This is a genomic window from Bacillota bacterium (assembly GCA_012518215.1).
GTDB lineage: Bacteria > Bacillota > Dethiobacteria > DTU022 > PWGO01 > JAAYSV01.
This window is the reverse complement of the sequence record JAAYSV010000010.1, coordinates 13250-31098: the sequence shown is the minus strand read 5'-3', so window position 1 is coordinate 31098 and position 17849 is coordinate 13250. Positions and strand designations below refer to the sequence as shown.

Annotated in this window: 11 protein-coding genes; 3 read left to right on the top strand and 8 right to left on the bottom strand. The window is 53.2% G+C overall.

From position 1 onward, the window contains the following. Window positions 1-243 precede the first annotated feature (243 nt). Complete coding sequence (gene mnmG / locus GX364_02595) at window positions 244-2166, bottom strand: tRNA uridine-5-carboxymethylaminomethyl(34) synthesis enzyme MnmG (protein NLI69740.1); 1923 nt, start codon at window positions 2164-2166, stop codon at window positions 244-246. Between the two features lie 112 nt (window positions 2167-2278). After that, window positions 2279-3916 (bottom strand): NAD+ synthase, encoded by a 1638-nt coding sequence (locus GX364_02590; protein ID NLI69739.1) that lies wholly within the window; start codon window positions 3914-3916, stop codon window positions 2279-2281. 414 nt (window positions 3917-4330) lie between these two features. On the opposite strand from GX364_02590, the gene carA reads away from it, so the two are divergent. The 3 genes from carA to GX364_02575 all read left to right on the top strand — a co-directional run bounded on the left by carA (window position 4331) and on the right by GX364_02575 (window position 9923). Beyond that, on the top strand, window positions 4331-5461 hold the full coding sequence (gene carA, locus GX364_02585) for a glutamine-hydrolyzing carbamoyl-phosphate synthase small subunit (protein ID NLI69738.1): 1131 nt from the start codon (window positions 4331-4333) through the stop codon (window positions 5459-5461). Then, a complete protein-coding gene (gene carB / locus GX364_02580; GenBank protein NLI69737.1) occupies window positions 5448-8660 on the top strand; it encodes a carbamoyl-phosphate synthase large subunit in 3213 nt (1070 codons plus the stop codon). The genes carA and carB overlap by 14 nt, the downstream gene beginning before the upstream one ends. 291 nt (window positions 8661-8951) lie before the next feature. Beyond that, window positions 8952-9923 (top strand): biotin--[acetyl-CoA-carboxylase] ligase, encoded by a 972-nt coding sequence (locus GX364_02575; GenBank protein ID NLI69736.1) that lies wholly within the window; start codon window positions 8952-8954, stop codon window positions 9921-9923. 53 nt (window positions 9924-9976) lie between these two features. Here GX364_02575 and GX364_02570 read toward each other — a convergent pair whose 3' ends face one another. From GX364_02570 to clpP, 6 genes are all read right to left on the bottom strand, one after another. Continuing rightward, window positions 9977-10750, bottom strand: coding sequence for a 2-hydroxyglutaryl-CoA dehydratase (locus GX364_02570; GenBank protein NLI69735.1), 774 nt, complete (start codon window positions 10748-10750; stop codon window positions 9977-9979). A gap of 16 nt (window positions 10751-10766) precedes the next feature. Beyond that, the gene (locus GX364_02565; GenBank protein ID NLI69734.1) at window positions 10767-11354 is read right to left on the bottom strand and encodes a YihA family ribosome biogenesis GTP-binding protein; all 588 of its coding nucleotides are present in this window, start codon (window positions 11352-11354) and stop codon (window positions 10767-10769) included. Between the two features lie 64 nt (window positions 11355-11418). Next, the gene (lon, locus tag GX364_02560; GenBank protein NLI69733.1) at window positions 11419-13821 is read right to left on the bottom strand and encodes an endopeptidase La; all 2403 of its coding nucleotides are present in this window, start codon (window positions 13819-13821) and stop codon (window positions 11419-11421) included. Window positions 13822-13958: 137 nt separating this feature from the next. Beyond that, window positions 13959-15671, bottom strand: coding sequence for an ATP-dependent protease LonB (gene lonB / locus GX364_02555; GenBank protein NLI69732.1), 1713 nt, complete (start codon window positions 15669-15671; stop codon window positions 13959-13961). A 193-nt stretch (window positions 15672-15864) separates the two neighbouring features. Next, window positions 15865-17124, bottom strand: coding sequence for an ATP-dependent Clp protease ATP-binding subunit ClpX (gene clpX / locus GX364_02550; protein NLI69731.1), 1260 nt, complete (start codon window positions 17122-17124; stop codon window positions 15865-15867). Window positions 17125-17168: 44 nt separating this feature from the next. Then, a complete protein-coding gene (gene clpP, locus GX364_02545; protein ID NLI69730.1) occupies window positions 17169-17753 on the bottom strand; it encodes an ATP-dependent Clp endopeptidase proteolytic subunit ClpP in 585 nt (194 codons plus the stop codon). Window positions 17754-17849: the final 96 nt, after the last annotated feature.

Genomic DNA, 17849 nt, shown 5'->3' with positions numbered 1-17849 from the left:
TGAATTATATCCATCAGAGGAACCTCTCCCTTCGGGGAATATTTGGTAAAGCTGATACTACGAGGTTCCTCTTCCGCTTTTTATAAAAGATTTCCTCCAAAGTCCTAAAGTAAATTTACACCAACCCGTTCCGGACCCCGGCGTTCTACCCGCAGGGACAGAGATCGGGTAAAGCCCGGTATGGTTTCCCGAATCTTCTTGCAAGCGGGCAACACATGAACAGCACCCATTTTTGCGATGCCTCTATTCCTTTTCTTCTTTTTCCACCTTGCCCTTCTTCTGCCTGCCGGCCCGGCGATCGGCAAGCCACAGGGCCAGAAATGATATGTCCGCCGGGGTAACTCCATCAATCCTTGAGGCCTGGCCCAGGGTCAGGGGTCTGATATCCGCCAGTTTCTGCCTCGCCTCGGCAGATATATTTGTCAACTGTTCATAGGGAAAATCTTCGGGGATACGCCGTTTCTCCATTTTAAACATCTCTTTGATCGAATTCCTCTGTTTTATCAGGTAACCCTCGTATTTGATCGATGTCTCCACCTCGCTGACAATCTCCGGATCCTCTGCAAAATCCGCTTTCAGGCCAGCAGCCAGTCCGGTCAAATCGTCAAATCCAACTTCCGGGCGTTTGAGGATCTCCGCCAGTGTCTGCGGTTGGGAGAGGGGCGAGGAACCGATGGAGATCAATTTTTCATTGACCCCGTCGGAGGGGGTCAGGCGCAGGCCCTCCAGTTTCTTCCTCTCCTCCCCGAGAAGACGTTTCTTCTCCCGGAACATCCTGTAGCGCTCCGCACCGATCAGCCCCAGCCGATATCCTTTTTCGGTCAAGCGCAGATCGGCATTGTCATGGCGAAGTAACAGCCGGTACTCACATCGTGAGGTAAACATACGGTAGGGCTCGGTAATATCCTTGTTGATGAGGTCATCGATGAGCACACCGATATAGGCTTCGGTTCGCGGAAGGATGAATGCCGGTTCTTTTCGCGACTTCAAAGCAGCATTTATCCCGGCAACAAGGCCCTGGGCAGCGGCCTCCTCGTATCCGGTGGTACCGTTTATCTGGCCGGCCAGAAAGAGACCCTCGACCAGCTTCGTCTCCAGCGACAACTTCAACTGCGACGGAGGCAGATAATCGTAGCCGATGGCATATGCCGGACGGGTAATGATCACCTCTTCCATCCCCGGGATCGTTCTCAGAAAAGCATGTTGAAGTTCCTCGGGCAGACCGGTGGAAACCCCCTGGAGGTACATCTCGGCAGATTCCAAACTTTCGGGCTCAACAAAGATTGGATGGCGTGAACGTTCGGGGAAACGTACCAGTTTGTCTTCGATTGAAGGACAGTAACGGGGCCCCTTGCTATCGGCCAGGCCCGAGTAGATGAGGGCATAATTGATATTATCCAGGATAAGGCGATGGGTCTCCTCTCCCGTGTAAGCCAGGTAACAGGGGACCGCTTCAAATTCCTGCGGCGGGGTAACATAGGAGAAACTACCGACACCCTGTTCCCCCTCTATCGGCACCAGCCGCTCGAGATCTATGCTGTCGCGGTAAACCCGCGGTGGTGTGCTGGTATGGAAACGATGTACATGGAACCCCAGCGAAAGAAGATTGTCGGCAAGGCCGATGGAAGGGATCTGATTGCCGGGACCCGCCGGAAAATGATCGTGTCCCACGAAGATCTCCGCACGCAGGTAAACACCCGTGGAGAGAACAACAGTCTTCCCGGCATAAAAACTCCCCCCTCGGGTACGCACTCCGCGGACCGTTCCTTCTTCCACAACGATCTCCTCGACGGTTCCTTCACGGAGCAACAAGCCGGGCTGGCTTTCAAGGATAGATTTCATCCCCCTCTGGTAGGCGCTCTTGTCCACCTGGGCTCTCAAGGCCTGCACAGCCGGGCCTTTGCTGGTATTGAGTTTACGCATCTGCAGGACATGGAGATCAGCATTTTGACCCATGATGCCGCCGAGTGCATCTATCTCCTTGATCAGATGTGCCTTGCCCGGGCCTCCCAGGGAGGGATTGCAGGCCATCAGGGCACAATGATCAAGATTGGGGTTGATCAACATGGTGCTGCAACCCAATTTTGCCGCAGCAAGGGCCGCCTCGCAACCCGCATGCCCGGCACCGACAACAAGCACATCGTGAATTGTAGACGATCTTGACATTACCGTTGATTCCTTCCCCCATTTTTCACCGGCAAGCCGGTATGCCCCACCGTACCAAGCGGTTTCCGGACGCACAAATCGCAGAAACGGCAGAAACAAAAGAGTATGTCCATCAGAACCACTGTCCCTTCCCGACCAGGGGCATGCGGCGGCAGGAACCGGGATTGATCACGCGCAGGCACGGAGGGGATTGAAATCGCTTGAATTCCGCGCCATCGATCTTTCCGGCCACTTCCCGGACCGTTGCCGGATCATACCCGGCGGCGATGATTTCCCGGGGTGAACTGTTTTTCTCCACGTAACGATGAACCAGTTCATCCAGAACATCATAGGGAGGGAGGGAGTCCCGGTCCTTCTGGCCGGGCCGGAGCTCCGCGGAGGGTGGTTTCATGATGATGGAACGGGGGATAACCTCCCTTCCGGCCTGTTGGTTGATGTACCCCGCAAGACGGTAAACCATACCCTTGGAAAGATCGGCCAGCGTCAGAAGCCCCCCGCACATATCCCCGTACAGAGTGCTGTAGCCGACGGAAATCTCGGATTTGTTACCGGTTGGCAACACGAAGTACCTTTCGCGGTTGGAAATAAACATGAGAATGATACCCCTGATCCGCGCCTGGAGATTCTCCTCGGCCAGATCCATCAGAAGATCATCCCCACCCAGAAGTTCGAGCAGAATGCTGAACACGCTTTCTATAGATATGAGACGGGTCTGGATACCAAGATTGCGGCCGAGTGTCTCCGAATCCTCGATGCTGTGTTCCGAGGAATAGCGGGAAGGCATCATTACACCAAGGACTTTCTCCGGCCCCAGGGTATCCGCCGCCAGTGCAGCGACCACGGCCGAGTCTATCCCCCCGCTGAGCCCCAACACCACCTTTTCAAAACCGCCCTTGGCCAGATAGTCCCCCAGCCCCAGTCCGAGGGCGGCATAGATTTCGCCAATATCCTCCGGTGATCCGGGTACCCCCGGGCCATCCGTCGTGGTGCTGCAATCGAAGATAAAAACTCCTTCCTCGAAAGGGGGCGCCCGGAAAACAATCTTCCCCCCGGGTGTACAGGCCATGCTACGGCCATCAAAGACAAGTTCATCGTTGCCTCCAACTTGATTGACCCAGATAACACCCGTATTGTACTTCCGTGCCAGAGCGGAAATCAGTCCATCCCGGGAAGCGGAAACCCCCGGAAAGTAGGGAGAAGAAGCGATATTTACTAGCAAGTCGGCTCCCTGTTCAAGGACCTTTGCCATATGGCTCCCTGTGATATGTTGTTCAGCCACGCCCGGCCGCCAGACACGGCCGACATCCCCGCCCACGGCTACGGCCATCTTTCGACCCTGAAATTCGGCAAGACAGAGAGTATCCGCCCGGGCCATGCAATGTTCCGCAGCGAAAACGTTATCGTCGGCCTGGGCGCTCTGATGATGAACGGTGGCGATACGGCCCTCCCGCAGGAGAAGCGCACTGTTGAAAAGGCCGGCCCCGCCAGGATCACCCCAGGGGGTGCCGAGCAGCAGGTCAATCCCGTCAGCATGCGGTAAAATCGCGTTTCTGATCATTTCCCCGGCCCGGGAGACGAATTGACGGTAGAGAATGAGGTCATGGGGGGGGTAGCCGACCACGGCCATCTCGGGAAAGATGACGAGATCTGCGCCGCCATTGCGGGCCTCCGCGATCATCTTCGTTATCTTCAAAACGTTGCCCGTCAGATCCCCGACCGTCGGATTCATCTGGGCCAGTGCAATCTTCATCGAGGTACTCCCTTCATCATTGAAAATACCGTACTGGACGGGTTGTTCAATTATATTATATACAGCCCCATCTTCAAAGTAAAAATAGGAAAACGGAGCTGATCGGAACCCCCCGCAATTTGCTGCCTCTCCCATTATTTTTTCACAAGAGCACCTCCGGGATACTGTATCGGCGGCCCGGCCTGCCATCCGGCCAGGGGCAGAGGCCTTTACTGTTCAGTTCGTTTCCGTGGCAGTCCGGGAGAGAGCAGGAAAACCTCAATAAAGTCAGTTGGCCGTGTTGAATCTGTCAAACTCATTGATTTTCTCCGGATGAGAGGTGGAATGTGTTCTTTGTTTTTCGGAAGATCTTCCGCTATAATGATCTATGGATCGACAAACCTGCTTAAAATCACGGGAGAAATTTACAGTATATTGAATGCGATCTTGGTTCTCGAAGACGGATTTCATCTTTTGGGAGAAGTTTTTGCCGGAAGTGGCGAGGTTTGCGGTGAAGTCGTCTGCAACACGGCTATGATCGGCTACCAGGAAATAATCACCGACCCCACCTATCACGGACAGATTCTGTCGTTCACAGCACCCCATCTGGGCAATTACGGCTGCCACCCCGATGATAACGAATCGGAAACACCCCAGGTCAAAGCTGTCCTGAGCAAGAGCTATTGCAGACGCCCCCGGCATATCAGGTCGGGGCAGAGCCTGGGCGCATTTCTTGCCTCGCACGGGGTGATCGGCTTGGAGAAAATCGATACCCGTTCCCTGATGCTCCACCTCCGGCGTAACGGCCCCATGAAAGCCATCGTTTCCACCCTTACCACCGATGCAAAAAGGTTGATGGAACGGCTTGCCCATCTTCCGGCCACAGCATTCTTCCCGGGCCAGAAGAATATAGCCGCCGCCGGCCCCTATCGCTGGAACAATGAACAACACAGCCCGGACAATGAAGATATTGATCATCATCACGGAAAGGAATACAGATGCCATGTGGCCGTGATGGACCTGGGGGCAAAACGCAGTATTCTGACCGCCCTTGCAGAGCGAGGGTGCATGATAACAGTTGTCCCCGCTGATACGGATGTGGAAACAATGAGGACGTTGAACCCCGATGGGCTGCTTCTGTCCAACGGCCCCGGAGACCCCATGTCCTGGAAAAAAATTACCGGCAACATCGGCTCGTTACTGGGGTGGCGTCCCCTGGCCGGCATCGGCCTGGGACATCAGATCATGGGACTGGCCATCGGTATCGATACTTTCAGACTTCCCTTCGGCCACCGGGGTCTGAACCACCCGGTCAGAGAACTCTCCACCGGGCGCGTGCTGATTACCGCCCAGAATCACGGTTACAACCTTTCATCCGACTCGCCCTTGCCGGAGGGAACGGTCATGACACACATCAATTTGAATGACCGGACCCTGGAAGGGATTGAAAACAGGAAATATCGTTTTTTTTCGGTTCAGTATCATCCCCGGGGATACCAAAAAGCGGATGATCATGAAAGTTTTTATGATAAATTTGTGGAGATGTGTACAGATGCCCAAGCGTGAGGATCTGCGGAAAATTCTTCTGATCGGCTCGGGGCCGATCGTCATAGGCCAGGCCTGCGAATTCGACTACTCGGGAACCCAGGCCTGCCGCGCTTTGCATGAAGAGGGGTTCGAGGTGGTGTTGATCAACAGCAACCCGGCCACGATCATGACCGATCCCGATATGGCCGACCACACCTATATCGAGCCCCTGACCGCTGAAGTGGCTGCCAGGATAATCGCCCGGGAGAAACCGGATGCTCTGCTGCCTTCCCTGGGGGGGCAGACCGCCCTCAACCTTGCCGTGGAACTGCATGACCGGGGCATTCTGCAGAAACACGATGTGGAACTGATCGGGATCAGCATAGAGACCATAAAATTGGCCGAAGACCGGGAGCTTTTCAAATCGGCCATGACCGAGGCAGGCCTGGACACGATCACCAGCGCCCATGTCAACAGTATCGCGGAAGCGGAAATATTTGCTGAAAAAGCGGGGTACCCGCTGGTCATACGCCCCTCCTTCACCCTGGGCGGAACGGGTGGGGGAATTGCCCACAATCTTGAAGAACTGCGCGAGAAGGTGTCATATGGCCTCTATATCAGCCCGGTGTCACAGGTTCTGGTGGAGGAAGGGATCATCGGCTGGAAAGAAATCGAGATGGAAATTGTCCGCGACCGCAATGACAACTCCATCGTGGTCTGTTCCATAGAGAACATCGACGCCATGGGGGTCCATACGGGGGAAAGCATCACCGTCGCCCCGGTGCAGACATTGACCGGTAAGCAGTATCGCTTGCTCAAAGAAGCCTCTGTAGCCGCCTTGAAAAAGCTGGGTGTCGATACCGGAGGTTGCAACATTCAGTTTGCTCTGGACCCGGAAGGAGAACGCATGGTGGTAATCGAGATGAACCCGCGCCTGTCCCGCTCCTCGGCACTGGCATCGAAAGCCACGGGTTTTCCCATCGCCAAGATCACTGCAAAACTGGCGGTCGGCTACACCCTTGATGAACTTCCCAACGACATCACCCGGCAGACGCCGGCCTCCTTCGAGCCATCTTTGGACTACTGTGCGGTCAAAATCCCCCGCTGGGATTTTGAAAAATTTCCGGAATCCGACCGGACCCTTACCACCCAGATGAAGTCGGTGGGAGAAGTAATGGGCATCGGGCGCACTTTCAAGGAGGCACTGCAGAAAACCATCCGTTCGCTGGAACAGGATTATTACGGTTTCGATCTGAAAGACAACTCCTCTGCCAACGACAGGACGGTCAAACGATTTCTGACCACACCGCAACCGGAACGCCTTTTTTATATCGCCGAAGCATACCGCAGGGGGTTCCCGGGCAAACTGATCGCCGATCTGACCAGGATTGACCGCTGGTTTCTCGATCAGATCGAGGAACTGGTCGAGCAGGAAAAAGTTCTTGCCCGCGCCGGGCTCCGTGGCCTGACCTCACCGCTGATACTGGAAGCCAAGGAAAACGGCTTCTCCGATCAGCGCATCGCCGCCCTGGTCAAAACGGATGAGGAAACAATAAGGAGAAGATGCCTCGAGGAGGGAATCAAACCTTCCTTCCGCAGCGTGGACACCTGTGCAGGTGAATTCGAAGCCCACACCCCTTATTTTTACTCCACGTATGAACGGCATGGCGAGACGCCCCCTCCACGCGCCCGCAAAGTCATGATCCTTGGCAGCGGGCCCAATCGCATCGGACAGGGCGTTGAATTTGATTACTGCTGCGTTCAGGCTGCCTTCGCCCTCCGCGAGGAGGGTTACGAGGTGATCATGGTCAACTGCAACCCGGAAACAGTGAGTACCGACTACGATATCTCCGATCGGCTATACTTTGAACCGTTGACCCTGGAAGACGTTCTAGATATCTACGAAATTGAACAGCCCGAGGGGGTGATCCTGCAATTCGGAGGCCAGACTCCCCTGAAACTGGCCCTCCCGCTGATGGAACGGGGAGTGAAGATATGGGGCACCTCCCCGATCGATATCGATCGTGCCGAAAACCGGCGGGAATTTGCCGCTGTAGTTGAAAAATTGGGGCTGGTGGAACCCCCTTACGGCACGGCAACCACCCCCGATGAAGCATTGGAGGAAGCCGAAAAACTGGGTTTTCCTGTTCTGGTTCGCCCCTCGTATGTTCTGGGGGGAAGATCGATGCAGGTTGTCTACAACCGCGATACCCTGGTCTCGTACCTGCAGGATACGGAAGTTCTGTCTGCACAGAACCCCCTCCTGCTGGACAAATTTCTCGAGGGTGCCGTGGAAATCGATGTGGACGCTGTCAGCGATGGTAGCGACACGTTTATCGGAGGGATAATGGAACACGTCGAGTATGCCGGGATCCATTCCGGGGATAGTTCCTGCGTGATCCCCACCTTCAGCCTGCGCAAAGAACAGCTGCAGGAGATCCGCCACCAGACGCTCCTGCTGGCGCAAAGCTTGAATGTCATCGGCCTGTGCAACATCCAGTATGCGATAAGAGGCGATAGAATTTACCTTATCGAGGCCAACCCCCGCGCCTCCCGCACCGTCCCCTTTGTGGGCAAAGCCACGGGGATCCCCCTGGCACAGGTCGCCGCAAAGGTTATGGCGGGCAGAAAACTTGAAGAATTGGGGTTGACAGCGGAAATCAAACCCAGACACTTTGCAGTGAAGGAGGCGGTGCTTCCATTTTCGCGCTTCCCCGAGGTGGATATAATTCTGGGGCCGGAGATGCGTTCCACGGGAGAGGTGATGGGTATCGACCCTGACTTCGGGCTGGCCTTTGCCAAGAGTCAGCTGGCTGCCGGCACTCCACTGCCTCTGGAGGGAAAAATCTTTGTTACCGTGGCCAACCGTGACAAAGGTGAGGCTATAGCACTATCACGGGAATTTTCAAAATTGGGCTTTGGTATCATCGCCACTGCCGGAACAGCAGCCGCTCTGCGCACCGGGGAGATCGAGGTTGAGGAAGTAAAACGGCTGCAGGAAGGAGAGCCCAATATCCTCCAGTACATCGAGCGTGGTGAAGTGGGGTTGATCATCAACACCCCCTCGGGTACAGGTTCACAGACCGATGAAGCCCGCATGCGCCAGAAAGCTCTTGCCCGCGGCGTCTCCATCATCACCACCATGCGTGCGGCCGGAGCCGCCCTGGAAGGCATCAAAATGCTTCGTAAAAAAGGGATGGATGTCCTCAGTCTCCAGGAATACCAGCGGAGAATCTGATTCCCCGAAGGGCTTTCATCGAGAAAAAACAGACATTATGACAAAAACTAAATATTAATGTAATAATACTGTAATATTGATCGGCTATAATGTAATCAATTTGACCCCCTCTTTTTTACATACAATTATTCGTAAGCGCGAGAACTTGATCGCGCTTTTTTCTTTCTCGACAGTGACTACCATGCCTGAAATACAGGTCAGGTTGATTCGTTACAACCCCATCGATACCGGAAGGTTTACTTTGCCCTTGATTGAATCTATAATCATTTTTAAAGAAAGGGGTAGCGACCCATGAAACATACATCTGAAAAGTCCCCGACTTCCCGGGAGAAAGAAGATGGGCAGTACCTGTCCAACGAATCAGCCGGATGCCGACATAAACGGGGAACCCACACCGCTAACTTCGCCGGGGGAAAAAATCTGCCGGCATTCAAGGCCGAACGGTTACAAATAGACAGAATCAGGGCGGAACTGGAATCGGCCGCCTGGGCAAATCGGGTCTTTTTTTTCCCCTCGCTGGATTCCACCAACCGAAAAATCTATGACCTGGCATTGGAAGGGGCACCCGAGGGAACGCTAATTCTGGCCGAGGAACAGTCCGCCGGAAAAGGCAGGCTGGGCAGATCATGGTCATCCCTTCCTTACCGCGGACTCTGGTTCTCGCTTCTGCTGCGACCAGAAAATATGACTCCGGAGAAGATGGCTCCTTTCACTGCCGCGGCTGCAGCCATTGCTGCTTCCGGACTGCGTGGAGTTACCGGGCTGCCTGTATCCGTGAAGTGGCCCAACGATCTTCTTATCAACGGCAAGAAGCTGGGGGGGGCGCTGGCCAGGGTCAAAATGCAATCACACCGTATCCATTTCATGATTCTGGGAATGGGGATAAATGTCAATCACCGGATAGACGACTTCCCTGCAGAACTGAAAGAAAAAGCCACCTCCCTGCACATCGAAGGAAAGACAATCTATGACCGTGAAGCGATCTGTGCAACGATATTGAATGGGTTGGAAGTCGGCTACCGGTTGTTCCTTGAATGCGGGTTTTCCGCCTTTCTGGAACTGTGGAGGGAACTTGACTTCATGCCGGGACAGAGGATCACCGTTGAATACGGGACAACAACTTTCCGCGGAACCGCCATGGGCATAGATGAGAAAGGAGCCCTGATCGCAAGAGGATTTTCGGGAGAACGGAAACATTTCCCTTACGGAGAGATAGAAAAAATGACCCTGCCGGAAAGTACGGGAAAGATGGTAAAGCAATGAACCGCTCCGTCAGCGATTTGACAGCCTGGGAGCGCAACAAGCGGAGACAATTTTTATTTTGCATGATCGGCGGCGATCAGGGCAGCACCCAGTGCACCGATAATATCCGGCCTTTCGGGAATGTTGAGCCGGATCCCGATCCTCTCCTCGATCGCCTCCACCACCCCGCTGTTGTTGGCCACCCCTCCGGTCATGACCACATCCTCTTCAATACCGACCCGGTTCAGCAGGCCGGCAGTGCGTTCGGCGATGGAGTCATGGATACCCCGGATAATATTTTCCCGCGGTTGGCCGGTAGCGATCAGCGATACCACTTCCGATTCGGCAAAAACAGTGCAGATACTGCTGATAGGTACCGAGCGAGTGGCTTTCCTGCTCAACACGGCCAGGTCTTCCAGTTCCACTTCAAGGGCCCGGGCCATCACTTCCAGGAAACGCCCCGTGCCGGCCGCACATTTTTCATTCATGGCAAAATCTACAACCTGGCCTTCCGGCCCCAGGCGGATGACCTTGCTGTCCTGCCCCCCGATGTCAATCACCGTCCGCGCGGAAGGAAAAAGAAAAAAAGCGCCCCGGCCGTGGCAGGTAATTTCCGTCACCCTCTTGTGAGCCGGGGAAGCACTGATACGGCCGTATCCGGTGGCAACGATGTATTTCAGGTCCTTCGGGGATAAACCTACTTTATGTAAAGCTTCATCCAGCACCCTGTCAGCCGCGGCCTTGCTGCTTGCACCGGTGGGCATGATCACGGAACCGAGGATATCGCCATTTTTAAGAATCACCGCTTCAGCCGTTATCGAACCTACATCTATTCCAGCAACTATCAACCCATTTGCTCCTTCCTCATTTGCTTACCAGTTGCGTGATAAAAGAATTCACCGTTTCGGCACCCACTCTGCTCCTGGATGAAAAGGAGACGAGTGGAAACTCCCGGGGCAGTTCCAATCCTTCCCGGATTTTTTTTATCTGTTGCAAGGAACGGCCTCGCGATATCTTGTCAGCCTTTGTGGCCACGGTCAGAAAAGGATATTCCCTGCTCAGAAGCCATATCGTCATCTGCCTGTCATCCTCGGTGGGAGGATGCCGTATATCAATGATATGGACAAGGCCCTTCAGTTGCTCCCGCTGTTCAAGATAGTCTTCAATCAGGTAACCCCAGTTCTTTTTCAGGCCCCTGGATACACGAGCATAGCCGTAACCGGGAAAATCAACCAGATAGAAAGAATCGTTGACCAGATAAAAGAAAAGCGCCTTCGTCTTGCCAGGGGTGGAACTGGTTCTCGCCAGGTTTTTCCTCCCCAGAAATACATTGATCAGTGAAGATTTTCCCACGTTGGAACGCCCCAGAAACCCCACCTCCGGAAATACTCCCCGCGGCAACTCCTGCGGGCGCCCCACTATTCTTTCCAGTTTACAATGACGGATAATCATCTTTCTGCCTTACTCGGGACAAGCCTGTCAAGATCTTCCACAACCGCTCCGTGTAGCGAAGATATCAATGCTTCAGTGCCGAATCACCCTGCTCATCAGAGCCGGGGATATCTTTCTGTTGCTCGACCAATCCTCCCGGTATCCGCTCCTTCTTGATCAGTTTTCCAAAGACAGCATCCATGACCTCATCCATGTCATCGACAAGGACAAAATCAAGATTTTTGCGAATATTGGCCGGGATATCGCTCAAATCTCTGCGGTTGTCGGAGGGCAGAATCACTTTTTTGAGACCTGACCGATGAGCCGCCAGTACTTTTTCCTTGATCCCTCCAACGGGAAGCACCCTCCCCCGCAGTGTTATCTCCCCCGTAAGAGCGATGTTCTTGCTTACCGGCAACCGGACAAGGGCGGAAATCAAAGCCGTGGCCATGGCTATCCCCGCCGAAGGCCCATCTTTGGGTATCGCCCCTTCAGGAATATGGATATGAATGTCAAGGTTCTTGTAGAAGTCCACGTCCAGATGCAACGACTCCGACCTGGAACGGATGAAACTCAGGGCTGCCTGGGCAGATTCCTGCATCACATCGCCCAATTTTCCGGTCAACAACATCTTGCCTTTGCCCTTCATCGGCGTGGCTTCGATGGCCAGAATATCCCCGCCGGCCTCGGTCCAGGCCAGCCCGGTGATCACCCCGACCTGATCTTCTTTCTCTGCAACACCGAAGCGATAACGGGGAATTCCCAGGTAACGATGCACATTCTGGGCACTGACTCTTCGTTTCAGTTCCCTTTCCTTGACCACTTCACGGGCAAGTTTTCGGCAGATGGCCGATATCTTGCGTTCAAGATTTCTTACCCCCGCCTCCCTGGTGTATTCACGGATGATCTTGCGTATACCCCCCTGGGAAAGGCGAAGGTTCTCCCGAGTGATGCCATTCGCCTTCATCTGCTTGGGCAAGAGATGGCGCACCGCTATTTCCACCTTCTCCTCTTCCGTATAACCGGAGATGTTGATCGCCTCCATACGATCCAGGAGAGGCTGAGGAATGTTGAGGTCGATATTGGCCGTGGTGATAAACATGACCTTTGAAAGGTCAAAAGGCACCTCGATGAAATGATCGCTGTAAACATGGTTCTGCTCCGGATCGAGTACCTCCAGCAACGCCGCCGATGGGTCCCCTCTGAAATCCGTGGACATCTTGTCAATTTCATCGAGCAAAAAAACCGGATTGTTCGATTTGGCCTGTTTCATCCCCTGAATTATCCTTCCGGGCAGGGCGCCGACATAAGTGCGACGGTGGCCGCGTATCTCCGCCTCGTCCCGAACACCGCCCAGTGAGATGCGTACAAAATTGCGCTCCATCGCCCGGGCAATCGATTTGGCCAACGAGGTCTTGCCCACGCCAGGTGGCCCGATCAGGCACAGGATAGGGCCTTTGAGCTCCGGGGCCAGCTGCCTCACCGCCAGAAATTCCACGATTCTTTCTTTAACTTTCTCCAACCCGTAATGATCCTCATCCAGTATCTGCTGAACAACATCGAGATCAGTCCGATCCTCCGTGCTGATTGACCAGGGAAGATCGATCAGCCAATCCAGATAATTTCTGATAACCACCGCTTCCGCAGCGGCCGGAGGCATCTTCTCCAGGCGGTCAAGTTCTTTCAGCGCTTTTTCTTCGACCTCTTCCGGGAATCCGGCTTCACGTATCTTTTCACGGTACTCATCAGCCTCGGCCGTGCGCTCGTCTTTCTCACCCAGTTCCTTCTGGATAGCCTTCATCTGTTCCCGCAGGTAGTATTCTTTCTGGGTCTTCTCCATCTGTTTGCGCACCCTGGAACCGATCTTCCGTTCGATCTCCAGAATTTCCAGTTCTCGCCCGAGGAGCTCCACCAATTTCTCGATCCTCTCTTGCAAATCGAATGTCTCCAGAATCTCCTGTTTCTGGGACAACTTCAGGGAGAGGTGGGAAGTTACCAGGTCGGAAAGTTGGCCGGGTTCCTCGATTCCGGAAACAGCCACCAGCGCTTCCGGGGGTATCTTCCTGCTGTTTTTAACATATCGTTCAAATACCTCCAGCAGGTTTCTGAGCAGAGCTTCCAGCTCCGGATTCTTATTTTTGTCTTCTTCTATCAATTCCACTTCGACTTCAAAATATGGTTTCTGCTTGAGCATCTTGACTATTCTGCCCCGCTGCAGACCCTCGACCAGAACACGGATGACTCCGCCGGGAAGTTTGATCATCTGCTTGATCCGCGACACCGTACCTACCGTATAGATATCTTCCTCCCCGGGAGCATCCATCTTGGCGTCTTTCTGGGCCACCAGGAATATCTTGCTGTCACCGAGCATGGCCTTTTCCAGGGCCTCGATGGAGCTGCTGCGTCCTACATCAAGATGGATCACCATATGGGGAAAGACCAGTACCCCCCTCAGGGGTAACATCTGTATCTTTTTATTTTTTGCCATCCGGTTTGCTCCTTTTTTCAACGATTGCATTTACTATATTATAATACATGCAATACATTTTTAAAAAAAGAATCCCAGTAGCATAGGATTCTTCTTCTATCCCTTATATCCTTTTATTCTTCAATTATTAATTGTTTTTAACTCCCCCGTGCAGGCACGTTGGCAGCCACGACCGGTTTGTATTCATGCACGGATTCATCCGCGACAGGTTGGCCCGCAAGGTTGGAAGAAACACCGAAAACCAATTCAAAAGCCTCCTGCAGATGATCAACCGGTATGATCTGCAGCCGCTCATGCTGCGAGAAACCCTGCTGCCAGTTTTTTTTCGGGATCAGGACCCGCCTGCAGCCAGCTTCGGCAGCCGCGTCAAGCTTGGGGATGATTCCCCCCACGGGGCGCACCGCCCCCCGCACCGAAAGTTCACCGGTCATGGCGATCATGGAATCCACCGGTTCCTGTTTCAAAGCCGAATAGATAGCCATCGCCATGCCTATACCGGCGGAAGGACCATCTATCGGAATCCCTCCCGGAAAATTGAGGTGGATATGATAATTATGCAGATCAAGGTTCATGATCCCGTTGAGTACCGTGATCACATTTTCCACGGAACCCCTGGCCATGCTCTTTCTTTTTACCGTCCGCCCGTTGCCGCCGCCACCCATCTCTTCTTCCTCGATGATGCCGTTGATATTTATACTGCCCTGCCCGGAATGAGCCGGGAGAATTGAAGCTTCGATCTCGATCAGCGTTCCCATGTTCGGCCCGTACACCGCAAGCCCGTTGACGGACCCGATCTGCGGCCGGTCAGCAACTTTAAGTTCCGGGCGTGGTGAAAGCTGGCTGCTGTTGACAACCCATTCCACATCCTCCACATCGATGCTGCAACGGCCATCCCCCTGCGCTATCCCCGCTGCCATCTGGATGATGTTTACCGCTTCCCGGCCATTGGAAGCAAAACTGGTAATCACCTCCAGTGCAGCCGAAGGAATGAAAAAATGTATCTTCTGCGCCGCATTTTTGGCGATGACATTGATCTCCCTGGGCTGCAAGCCCCGGAAGAATATTTCCAGGCATCTGGAACGGATGGCGGGAGGAATATCTTCCGGCATGCGTGTCGTTGCACCGATAAGCCGGAAATCGGCCGGCAACCCTTTCTGAAAAATTTCATGGATATGGCGGGGGATGTTCCGATCTTCACTGTTGTAATAGGAACTGTCCAGAAACACCTTGCGATCTTCGAGCACTTTCAACAATTTGTTCATCTGAATGGGGTGCAATTCGCCGATTTCATCGATAAAGAGTATCCCCCCGTGCGCCTTGGTTACCGCCCCTGGCTTGGGTTGCGGTATACCGGCCATCCCCAGAGGCCCGGCTCCTTGATAGATGGGATCGTGGACAGTACCGATGAGCGGATCGGCGATACCACGTTCATCGAACCTGGCCGTGGTAGCATCCAACTCGGTGAAAGTGGCGTTCTCCAGAAAGGGGCTGTCGATATTCCCCTTGGCCTCCTCCAGAACCAGCCTTGCCGCGGCCGTCTTGCCTACACCCGGCGGGCCGTAAAGAAGCACATGCTGGGGGTTGGGGCCGCAGATTGCGGCCCGGAGTGCTTTCAATCCATTGTCTTGACCGACAATTTCATCAAATGTTGCCGGTCGCGTCTTTTCAGAAAGAGGTTCACTCAGGGAGATGCGCCTCAACTTCTCCAGCTGTTCCATTTCCTTGCGTGATTCCCTGTCCACAGCTACTTTATTCGTCTGTTGGCTACGCAGCAGATTGAAAAAATACAATCCGATTACCACGGCAAAGAAAATTTGAATTACACTCAGAACACCGGCAAAATTTTGCAATAAAGGAACCTCCCTCCCAGGTCGGCGGCATTATCACGTTTTGCTAGATATTATTTCCTCAATCAAAGTAAAGTATCCTGAAAAAACCAGCTCCGGGGAAGTCCCGCGCAGTAAAAAAGGGCGGAAAGGTTTTTCCGCCCCAACAGTTTTTCGACCTTTATCGTGAAGATAGATTTTTCTTCAAGTGAGGAAATCAGGCCGATTCTTCTTTTTTCTTGTTCTTCTTGGCCGTAACCAGAATCGGCTTATCCTTGTTGATGATCACCTCTCTGGTGATCATACATTTTTCGATGTTATTTTTCGAGGGAAGATCGAACATCGCTTCAATCAGGTTCTCTTCCAGGATGGCGCGAAGACCGCGAGCTCCTGTATCGCGTTTGATCGCTTCCTCGGCAATGGATTCCAGAGATTGTTCCGCAAACTCGAGGGTAACACCATCGAGTTCAAAGAGCTTCTGGTACTGTTTGACCAGGGCATTGCGGGGTTCGGTAAGGATCCTGATCAGTGCCTCCCTGTCCAGCTGATCCAGGGTAGCAATGACAGGAACCCGTCCCACAAATTCGGGAATCAAGCCATATTTGAGCAGATCCTGCGGTAGAACATGTTTCAGGATACCCCCTATATCAACTTCCGACCTGGGCTTGATATCCGCAGCAAAACCGATGCCCTTTTTCCCGATACGGGACTGGATTATCTTGTCCAGCCCGTTGAAGGCACCCCCGCAGATGAAGAGAATATCCGTGGTGTCTATCTGCATGAACTCCTGGTGAGGGTGTTTCCTACCCCCCTGGGGGGGGACGCTGGCCACGGTGCCCTCGAGTATCTTGAGCAGGGCCTGCTGCACACCTTCCCCGGAAACGTCGCGAGTGATAGAAGGATTGTCTGTCTTGCGGGCAATTTTGTCGATCTCGTCTATATAGATTATCCCCTTCTCCGCTTTCTCCAGATCGTAATCAGCAGCCTGGATAAGCTTGAGCAGGATGTTTTCCACGTCTTCACCGACATAACCCGCCTCTGTAAGTGATGTGGCATCGGCGATGGCAAAAGGAACATTGAGGATACGGGCCAGGGTCTGGGCGAGAAGTGTTTTACCCACTCCCGTCGGCCCGATAAGAATGATATTGCTCTTCTGCAGTTCGACATCCCCGATTTTTTCACCGGCGTTGATTCGTTTGTAATGGTTGTAGACAGCGACGGAAAGAGCCTTCTTGGCCGCATCCTGACCGATCACGTACTGATCGAGGACCTCCTTTATATCCAGCGGCTTCGGAAGTTCTATGTCTTCCAGATCACCTTCTTCTTTAACCTCTTCCTCGATGATCTCGTTGCACAACTCGATACATTCGTCACAGATATAAACGCCTGGTCCGGCTACCAGCTTGCGAACCTGTTCCTGGGTTTTTCCACAGAATGAACATTTTACCTGTCCTTTTTCATCACTGAAGGTAAACATATATGTTTTCACCCCAAAGTTTATTGATTTCCCAAAAACGCCCTCTATCTATGCGTGGTCAGAATCTCGTCGATTATCCCGTATTCCTTGGCCGCATTGACATCCATAAAGAAATCCCGGTCCGTATCCCTGGCAATTCTCTCGATAGGTTGCCCCGTATGGCGGGAAAGAACCTCGTTTATTTTTTCCCGAAGCCCGATTATTTCACGGGCATGTATTTCAATATCCACCGCCTGCCCCTTGGCACCGCCCATCGGTTGATGAACCATCACCCGGGAATGAGGCAGGGCAAAACGTTTCCCCTTGGTCCCCGCCGCCAGCAAAACGGCACCGAGACTTGCCGCCAGGCCCACACAGATCGTCGATACGTCAGGCTTGATATATTGAATGGTATCATAAATAGCCATCCCGGAATAAATTACACCACCCGGAGAATTTATGTAGAGGTTTATATCCTTGTCAGGATCCTCGGATTCGAGGAAGAGCAGCTGGGCAATGATCAGATTGGCCACCGCATCATCGATACCGGAACCAATAAAAACGATACGGTCCTTCAGCAATCTTGAAAATATGTCATAAGCCCTCTCCCCACGATTTGTTTGCTCCACAACCATAGGTACCAGATTCATGTTTTGAACATCTCCTTTCCCCAATATCAAGTTTTCTAATTCCATACAATCAGTATATCTTCCTTCACGGTAAATGTAAATTTTTTGTAACATGAC

What these genes read in the sequence shown, in the direction of transcription:
- GX364_02565 (NLI69734.1), bottom strand. Translation starts at nt 11,354, where the DNA reads ATGATTATCCGTCATTGTAAACTGGAAAGAATAGTGGGGCGCCCGCAG.
- lon (NLI69733.1), bottom strand. Translation starts at nt 13,821, where the DNA reads ATGGCAAAAAATAAAAAGATACAGATGTTACCCCTGAGGGGGGTACTG.
- clpP (NLI69730.1), bottom strand. Translation starts at nt 17,753, where the DNA reads ATGAATCTGGTACCTATGGTTGTGGAGCAAACAAATCGTGGGGAGAGG.
- mnmG (NLI69740.1), bottom strand. Translation starts at nt 2,166, where the DNA reads ATGTCAAGATCGTCTACAATTCACGATGTGCTTGTTGTCGGTGCCGGG.
- clpX (NLI69731.1), bottom strand. Translation starts at nt 17,124, where the DNA reads ATGTTTACCTTCAGTGATGAAAAAGGACAGGTAAAATGTTCATTCTGT.
- GX364_02590 (NLI69739.1), bottom strand. Translation starts at nt 3,916, where the DNA reads ATGAAGATTGCACTGGCCCAGATGAATCCGACGGTCGGGGATCTGACG.
- carB (NLI69737.1), top strand. Translation starts at nt 5,448, where the DNA reads ATGCCCAAGCGTGAGGATCTGCGGAAAATTCTTCTGATCGGCTCGGGG.
- GX364_02575 (NLI69736.1), top strand. Translation starts at nt 8,952, where the DNA reads ATGAAACATACATCTGAAAAGTCCCCGACTTCCCGGGAGAAAGAAGAT.